We start from the raw sequence: 8,046 nt of genomic DNA on the forward strand, positions 1-8,046 counted from the left end.
GGGCCAAGGCGTTCGGCGGACAACAGGGGTTGGGGGATTGGCCGAACGAACACTTTGGACCTGCCCTGTTCCTATGTGACGCAAACAGGGCCTAGCGAGTTACTGGGGGGAGAAGGTTGCGACCCCGGTCGACAAGGAGGGGGGAGATAAACCGGGGCCGCCTCGATCAGAACTCTGACCAGTCTTCGGCGGGGGGACCGTTGACCACTGCTCTGAGTCGAGATCTCTGGGCTTCAAGCGCGGGCGGTGGCCCGGATTGAAGGCTATGGGGGGGACGTTGGGTTTGCGGGCGGAACTGCGCCGCATTCGACACCGGCTCGGCCACGCGGCCGGTATTGAAGCGGGACACCAGCGCTGCCAGCTGTCGGGTTTCGTTTTGCAGGCCCGCCGCCGCGGCCGTGGTTTGCTCCACCATGGCGGCGTTTTGCTGGGTGACCTGATCCATCTGGTTCACAGCAGCATTCACCTGCCCCAGACCGGTGGCCTGTTCCTGCGCCGATGAGGCGATCTCTGCGGCCAGCGCATCCATCTCGGCCACCTTGGCGGCAATGGTCTCCAGCGCACGGCCGGATTCACCCACCAGCTTCACGCCCTCGGCCACCTCCTGTGCAGAGGCCGAGATCAGGGCCTTGATCTCCTTGGCCGCCTCGGCAGATCGCTGGGCCAGGGTGCGGACTTCGGAAGCCACCACCGCAAAGCCGCGACCGCTCTCGCCTGCCCGCGCCGCTTCCACGCCCGCATTCAGGGCCAACAGATTGGTCTGGAAGGCGATCTCGTCGATTACGCCGATAATGTCACCGATCTCGGCGGAACGGCGCGAAATACCGTCCATGGCCGTGACCGCCTTTTGCATCACCTCGCCCGAGCGTTCGGTCTCCGTGCGGGCCGCAATCGCGGCTGTCGAGGCCTGACGCGCGCCTTCGGCGCTGCGCTGCACGGTGGCGGTGATCTCGTCCAGAGCCGCTGCCGTCTCTTCCAGACTGGCGGCCTGTTGTTCGGTACGGCGCGACAGATCGTCTGCCGAGTTGGAAATCTCTTCAGAGCCGGTCTTCAGCACCGACACCGCATCCAGCACCTGATCCAGTGCGCTGCGCAGGCTGGCAGTGGCACCGTTAAAGTCGTCCTTCACCCGTTGGTGTGCGCCTTCCATCTGCGCATCGATGGCCGCACGCAGGTCACCGCTGGACAATTTCGACAGGTTCTCTGCCAGCACTTCGACTAGACGGTTCTGGGCGGCTTCGGCGGCCTGACGCTCCGCCTCGGCCTTGCGGGCGGCCTGTTCGGCCTCGGTGATATTGATGGCCAGTTTGACCACCTTCACCGCGCGTCCCGTGTCATCCAGCACCGGATTATAGCTGGCCTCCAGCCACACTTCGCGCTGCCCCTTGGCCATGCGGCGGAACTTCTTGGCGACAAAGCGCCCTTCGTTCAGCTCGCGCCAGAAGGCGGCATATTCCGCGCTCGCGGCTTCGGCCGGGTCCATAAACATGCGGTGATGCTGGCCGCGGATTTCGTCCAGCGTATAGCCCATCGTTTTGAGCAAATTATCGTTGGCATCGATGATGGTGCCATCCAACTCGAATTCGATCACAGCCTGCGAACGGCCAATGGCGGCCATGCGCCGTTCGAGTTCTTCGAGACGGGCCGTGTCGATCGACGAGGGGCGGTTCTTTCTGAACATAGGCATTTTTCCGTGGATCAGGCCGACGGGAGTCTGGCCGAATGTCCCTACAACCTGCGCGGAAAACCCTGTTTTTGTGTAATAACAGCGTTACGCACAAAACCTATGCTCAAAGCTTTACCCCTCATTAACCATAATCACGGCACAGCAAGCTTAACCGTCCGCGCCATAAGGATTTTTGGCTTTTAGGATCCTCCGCCTTGCGCCAGCTCATTGCCGCCGCCGAAGCGATCGACCCTGTGGTCGTCACCGGTAAGGTGGCGGGCGTTAGCGGTTTGCTGATCGAAAGCCGGGGCGGACTTTCGCGTCTCGCAGTCGGGGCCCGCGCCGAAATCAGCCGCCGAGGCCTGCCGCCCCTTGCCGCCGAAGTGGTCGGCTTTCGCGACGCCAAGGCCCTGCTGATGCCCTATGGTCCGGTGGAAGGCATTACGCCGGGTGCCGACATCCGCGTGCTGGACACCGCCGCCTCCGTCAGCCCGACCACGGGCTGGCTGGGCCGCATCATCGATGCCTTTGGCGACCCGATCGACAGCAAGGGCCCCCTACCCCAAGGCCTGCACCCCTATACGCTCAAGGCCTCGCCGCCTCCGGCCCACTCGCGCGACCGCGTGGGCGAGCGCCTCGACCTTGGCGTGCGTTCGATGGACGTTTTTACCACCACCTGCCGTGGCCAGCGTCTGGGCATTTTTGCTGGCTCGGGCGTGGGCAAGTCGGTGCTGCTGTCCATGCTGGCGCGTCAGGCCACCTGTGATGTGGTCGTGGTCGGCCTGATTGGTGAACGGGGCCGCGAAGTCCGCGAGTTCATCGAGGAGACGCTGGGCGAAGAGGGCCTGCGCCGCGCCGTCGTCGTGGTCGCCACCTCTGACGAGCCTGCGCTGAAACGCCGACAAGCCGCCTATATGACCATGGCCGTGGCCGAGTTCTTCCGCGATCAGGGTCTTGAGGTCCTGTGCCTGATGGATTCTGTGACCCGTTTCGCCATGGCCCAACGCGAGATTGGTCTGGCCGCAGGCGAGCCCCCGACGACCAAGGGTTACACCCCCACCGTCTTCACCGAACTGCCCAAGCTGTTGGAACGCGCCGGCCCCGGCCCGCGCCTGCCCGATGGTCGCCAAGCGGGTCCCATCACCGCCCTGTTCACCGTACTGGTTGACGGCGGCGACCATGATGAACCCATTGCCGATGCCGTGCGCGGTATTCTGGATGGCCACATCGTCATGGACCGCAAGATCGCCGTGCGCGGGCGTTTCCCCGCCATTGATGTGCTGAAGTCCGTCAGCCGGACCATGCCCGAATGTCAGGACATGCGCGAACGCGAGATCAACCGCCGCGCCCGCCAGTGCCTGTCGGCCTATTCGAACATGGAAGAGCTGATCAAGATCGGGGCCTATCGCAGCGGGGCCGACCCCATCGTTGACCGCGCCATCGCCCTGAACCCGATGCTGGAAGACTTCCTGCGTCAGGACAAGGAAGACGTGACCCGTCTGGCCGACAGTTTCGACAGACTTGAATCCATCCTCAACATGGGCATGCTAGAAGCTTGACCGGAGACGCCGCATGACCGCGTGGGCTCAATCCCTGATCCGCCTCACCAATTATGAGGTCGAGACCCTGCAAAAGCGCATGGCCGAGATCGCCGCGCGCCGTGCCGATGCAGAGCTGAAACTGGTCATGCTGGACGCCGAGGCCGAGGGCGAAAAGGCGCAGGCCAGCGCCGATCCCCAACATGCCAGCCTGCTGCGCGCCTATCTGAACGGCTGGAAACTGCGCCGCGCCGAGGCCGAAGGCATGGTCGCCGCCCTGCAACGCGAGGAAGAAGGGGCGCGTGACGCTCTGACCGCCGCGTTTGAAGAACTGAAAAAGTTCGAGCACGTCGCCGAGGTCGCCAAGATCAACGCTCGTATCGCCGCCAACAAGCGCGAGTCGGCCAGCTTTGACGAAATGGGCCTGCGCCGCCGCAGCGGACACTGATCCGCTTGCTGCCGTCGCGCCGTCAACTGTGTCTGGGCTTAACGGCGGCGACGACTTCGCCGTTGCTCGGTGGCTGTTTCCCGTTTGACGAAGGCCCCGATCCGGTCGGCCCCATCGCCCCCCTGAAATCACAGGTGCCCTACCCCGTCGGCACCTGCGCCATGAGCGGCCAGTTGGATGATCCGGACTGGGCGCGTCTGGCCCAGACCCATTTCAACCAGATCACGCCCGAGTGGGAGATGAAGATGGAATACATCCTCACTTCGCGGGCCAGTCATGGCGACGGCTATCGCTTTGACGCGTCCGACCGGATTGTGGACTGGGCCGCGCGCCACGGCATGGGCCTGCATGCCACCACCCTGATCTGGTACTCCCAAGGCGAAGAGGCGTTCCGCGGCCTGTCCCCCGCCGACTATCGCCAGCAGTTCGACACCTATATCGCTACCGTCGCGGCCCGCTATGCCGGACGGGTGCGCGGCTGGGATGTGGTCAACGAGGCCGTGGCCGAAAACGGCGAGGGCCTGCGCCAGCACCACTGGGGGCAAAACCTGGGCGAGATCGACCACATGGTCCGCGCCTTTGAACAGGCCAAGCTGGCAGACCCCGACGCCGTCCTGTTCATCAACGACTACAATCTTGAAAATAACCCCAAGAAGGGCGCGACCTTCCTCAATCTGGTCGAGCGCCTGCTGAAGGCCGGAGCGCCCATCGGCGGCATCGGCACCCAAAGCCACCTCGATATTGAAATCCCCGAAGGCCAGATCACCCGCTTCATTCAGCAAGCGGCACAGTTCGGCCTGCCCCTGCATGTGTCCGAATTGGATGCCTCAAGACGACGCGGTGATGGCACCCCAGACGTCAGAACTGTTTCATATCGGATCAGGCAACAGATTGAACGCGTTAAGGAATTAAGCTTTGCTTTCCATTCCTTACCCGAAGAACAGCGATACTCCTTAACGCTTTGGGGCGTGCGGGACACCGACTCATGGCTCCGTCGCGGTCGCTATGACGATGGCAAGGACAGTCCGCTGGCTTTTGACGCCAATGGTCACCCCACCGCTATCGCCCGCGCTCTTGGCGACGGCTGGCGTCAGGACACCAGTTCGGCCACCAGCTGAGCCATGATCTGACCGGCTGGCAGAGCCTTGGCGCGCCCCGCGCCTGTGCCGGACCATTGCGCGCCATAGTGCCCGTCGCCCGCCGCCTTGGCCGCTGCATTCAGCGCCTTGCCCTGATCATAGGCGACCGGATAGTCGGGCACATCCGCCGGATCGACACCTTCGGTCAGGGCGGTGAACCCGTTGGTCAGGCAGCGTGCAGGCCGACCGGAAATGACGCGGGTCATCACCGTCTGGCCGCCCGCAGCCAACCGCGCGCGATAGGCGGTATCGGCGGCGCTTTCATCGGCCTCTGTGGCTTCATCGCGCTGTGGCTCGGAATGGCAGAACAGATTGGCGTGCAGCGGCCCGTCGCACAGCGCGCGGAACTCAGCCATGGCCAGTTCGGCGGCCTGCGGCGTAGACGCTCCCAGCCCCAGCGCGCAAAGGCCTCCGGCCCGCGTGACCGCCGCGGCCATGGCCGGCGTGGAAACACCCGCCACCGGGGCCTGAAACACCGGATAGGTCAGCCCTATCAGGTTTGAGAGGCTTGTCTGCACCACGTCCATCTCCCTACGACGACGTTCTAGCGTCCGACTATGACGGAACAGGCCCTGTCCCAATAGGTTAGCTATATATGGCCCCTACACCCCTGACAGAGCCGATCCAGCGTCGAATAGACCAAGCTGCTGCCGACTATATGCAGCCCGAAGACATGCCGCGCTTCGACTTTACCCAGCCCGTCGGAGAGGCGGCCCTGATCGCCCACGACAGCATCTCGTGGCAGGTTTTCAAAAACCCGATCAGCCTGTTCATCGGCGGGGTCACCGCCGTTATCCTCGAACTGGTCGAGGCGCGGGTGCGGGCGGGCGTGTGGGACCACACCAGCTTCCGTACCGATCCCGTCCCGCGCCTGAAGCGTACGGGGCTGGCGGCCATGGTGACCGTCTACGCCCCCGCCTCCAAGGCCGAGGCTATGATCGCCGGCATCCGCCGCCGCCACAGCCGCGTAACCGGACTGGCCGACGATGGCCGCCCCTACCACGCCAATGACATCGAGCTGCTGGACTGGGTCCAGGCTACGGCGGGCTATGGCTTTACCGAAGCCTTCCACCGTTTCGTGCGTCCGCTCAGCGCTCTTGAGCGCGACAACGCCTGGGCCGGAGCCTATCCGACCGCCATCCTCTATGGCGCAGTCGGCGCACCGCAGTCCGAGCGGGAATGGCAGGCACAGCTGGCCGCCATGACGCCCAGGCTGACGCCCTCGCCCATTGTGTTCGAGTTTCTGGACATCATGCGCAAGGCAAAAGCCTTTCCGGCCTATGCCCGCCCTGTCCAGCATCTGCTGATCCGCGCCGCCATCGATCTGGTGCCGCCGCAGGTTGCCGACATTGTAGGGCTGAAACCCTCGGACGGTCTGGCCGCTTGGCAGGTGCCGCTGGTCAAGGCGCTGGCGCGCGGGGCCGAGCGCATCCCGCTGCGCCAGTCGCCCGCCGCCCAGTCCTGCGTGCGTCTGGGCCTGCCGGCCGACTATCTGTACCGCCGCCGCTAGGCCCAACGAAAAACGCCCGCTGTTTCCAGCGGGCGTTTTCAAATCGGTTACGGACGACTTAGGCGGCGATGATCTGGCCGACTTCCGACGGGTCGCGCAGCACATAGCCACGGCCCCAGACGGTTTCGATGTAGTGTTTGCCACCGGCAGCGGTCGCCAGCTTCTTGCGCAGCTTGCAGATGAAGACGTCGATGATCTTCAGTTCCGGCTCGTCCATGCCACCGTACAGGTGGTTCAGGAACATTTCCTTGGTCAGGGTCGTGCCCTTGCGCAGGGAAAGCAGCTCCAGCATCTGGTATTCCTTGCCGGTCAGATGCACGCGGTGGCCGTTCACTTCGACGGTCTTGGCGTCGAGGTTCACAGCGATCTCGCCGGTGTGGATGATGGCTTGTGCGTGACCCTTGGAGCGGCGCACCACAGCGTGGGTGCGGGCGATCAGCTCATCCTTGTGGAACGGCTTGGTCAGATAGTCGTCGGCACCGCCGCCGAAGGTCTTGACCTTGGTTTCAATCTCGTGGCTGCCCGAGAGGATCATGACCGGCGTATTGACCTTGCCGTTGCGCAGCTGGCGCAGAACCTCAAGGCCGCTCATGTCCGGCAAGTTGAGATCAAGCAGGATCAGATCGTAGTCATAGATCTTGCCCAGATCGATGCCTTCTTCACCCAGATCGGTGGTGTAAACGTTGAAGCCTTCCGACTTCAGCATCAGCTCAATGCTTTGAGCCGTGGCGTGATCATCTTCAATCAACAGGACGCGCATTCATGCCCCTCCAGGCAAAGCTTGGCTGAAACCGCGCCTACTGCGCGATCCGGGTAACCTTGTTCGTACGTTAACGGTTAAAAAGCTTAAGAATGGTTAACGGGTCCCGATATGAAACGCCTAGGCTGATTTGCGAATCGTCGTCTAGGGGGTGAGTCAACGATTCGATCAGAAATGGTTAATTTTATTAAGACACCCGCGCTCGACACACAGCGTGCGCGATTCATCCCCAGACAATTCACTCAATGCGCGACTGTAATGCCAAGCTTTCCAAGGCGGCACGTCCGAAGCTGACGCACGATAGGAAGATTTTCCTAGCCTACCAATCCGACTGACCCATGATGTTCGCGTATCGGTGTTTGGAGATTACCAACCTATGCAGACCTATCGCGTTCCGGTGCTTGAGGGGGACCGCATCCGGGCCGACGCCGCACTCAGTCTTTCCGCTCTGGCCTTTCATATTCCTGTTGAAGAAATGAACCGCCGCGAGCGGGTGCGTGTTCGCGCCTGCCGCGCACGGTGGTCGGCCATGTATTTGGCCCATGTCTCGTTCGGCTGGCCGCTGGAAAGAGTGGCGCATGCCTTTGGCCTGAACCGCGCCACCGCCTCGACCGCCTGTCGCTGGGCCGAGGACGAGCGCGACCGTGATGACTATGACCTGCTGATGGACGGGCTTGAGGGGGCCCTGCGCGGCGTCATGGAGTTGCCTGTGGTGGATCTGCATCCGGAAACAGCCTTTGGAGGCCGTAAATGAGCGCCGCCCGTCTGACCGAACGTGCCCGCCGCCTGCTACAACGTCCCGACGCATGGCTGGATGAGACCCCCGGCGGCTATCCGCTGCGACTGGGCGGGGATCGTCGGGGCCGCGTGGTGCTGATGCTGGATGAGCCCGCCTTTCGCGCCGTGATCGAACAGCCGGGCCTGCGCCGCCGCAAGGGCGGCGGTTGGCACCCGCGCCATCAATCGCCCGAACGCAGCAGCCCGC

General features: G+C 63.4%; 8 protein-coding genes and 1 pseudogene. 6 read left to right on the top strand and 3 right to left on the bottom strand.

Annotated features, from left to right (window positions below; genetic code table 11):
- Positions 1-166: 166 nt before the first annotated feature.
- Entirely contained in the window at positions 167-1,687 is a 1,521-nt protein-coding gene (locus B3B04_RS13935; protein ID WP_409514424.1) for a methyl-accepting chemotaxis protein, read from the bottom strand.
- A 194-nt stretch (positions 1,688-1,881) separates the two neighbouring features.
- On the opposite strand from B3B04_RS13935, the gene fliI reads away from it, so the two are divergent.
- From fliI to B3B04_RS13950, 3 genes are read left to right on the top strand one after another with little or no spacing between them, the layout of a single operon-like run.
- Positions 1,882-3,225 carry a flagellar protein export ATPase FliI gene (gene fliI, locus B3B04_RS13940; RefSeq protein ID WP_292043738.1) on the top strand — a complete coding sequence of 448 codons (1,344 nt, stop codon included), beginning with the start codon at positions 1,882-1,884 and terminating at the stop codon, positions 3,223-3,225.
- A 13-nt stretch (positions 3,226-3,238) separates the two neighbouring features.
- The gene (locus tag B3B04_RS13945; protein ID WP_292043739.1) at positions 3,239-3,652 is read left to right on the top strand and encodes a flagellar FliJ family protein; all 414 of its coding nucleotides are present in this window, start codon (positions 3,239-3,241) and stop codon (positions 3,650-3,652) included.
- A gap of 5 nt (positions 3,653-3,657) precedes the next feature.
- Positions 3,658-4,770, top strand: coding sequence for an endo-1,4-beta-xylanase (locus B3B04_RS13950; protein WP_292043740.1), 1,113 nt, complete (start codon positions 3,658-3,660; stop codon positions 4,768-4,770).
- Here B3B04_RS13950 and B3B04_RS13955 read toward each other — a convergent pair.
- Entirely contained in the window at positions 4,743-5,312 is a 570-nt protein-coding gene (locus B3B04_RS13955; RefSeq protein ID WP_292043741.1) for a nitronate monooxygenase, read from the bottom strand. The two genes, B3B04_RS13950 and B3B04_RS13955, sit on opposite strands and share 28 nt — an antisense overlap.
- 74 nt (positions 5,313-5,386) lie before the next feature.
- Here B3B04_RS13955 and B3B04_RS13960 point away from each other — a divergent pair, with 74 nt between their 5' ends.
- Positions 5,387-6,301: an oxygenase MpaB family protein gene (locus B3B04_RS13960; protein WP_292043743.1), complete on the top strand. Its 915-nt coding sequence runs from the start codon at positions 5,387-5,389 to the stop codon at positions 6,299-6,301.
- 58 nt (positions 6,302-6,359) lie between these two features.
- Here the strand turns inward: B3B04_RS13960 and ctrA are convergent, their stop codons facing one another.
- The gene (ctrA, locus tag B3B04_RS13965) at positions 6,360-7,061 is read right to left on the bottom strand and encodes a response regulator transcription factor CtrA (RefSeq protein WP_242913718.1); all 702 of its coding nucleotides are present in this window, start codon (positions 7,059-7,061) and stop codon (positions 6,360-6,362) included.
- 376 nt (positions 7,062-7,437) lie between these two features.
- Between ctrA and B3B04_RS13970 the strand changes: the two genes are divergently transcribed.
- Together B3B04_RS13970 and B3B04_RS13975 are read left to right on the top strand one after the other, a co-directional pair.
- Positions 7,438-7,815 (top strand): chromosomal replication initiator DnaA, encoded by a 378-nt coding sequence (locus tag B3B04_RS13970; protein ID WP_292043744.1) that lies wholly within the window; start codon positions 7,438-7,440, stop codon positions 7,813-7,815.
- Positions 7,812-8,046, top strand: a pseudogene (locus B3B04_RS13975) (hypothetical protein); the annotation flags it as partial. The gene B3B04_RS13970 and the pseudogene B3B04_RS13975, both read left to right, overlap by 4 nt.

The organism is Brevundimonas sp. UBA5713, from assembly GCF_002419815.1.
Taxonomy (GTDB): Bacteria; Pseudomonadota; Alphaproteobacteria; order Caulobacterales; family Caulobacteraceae; genus Brevundimonas.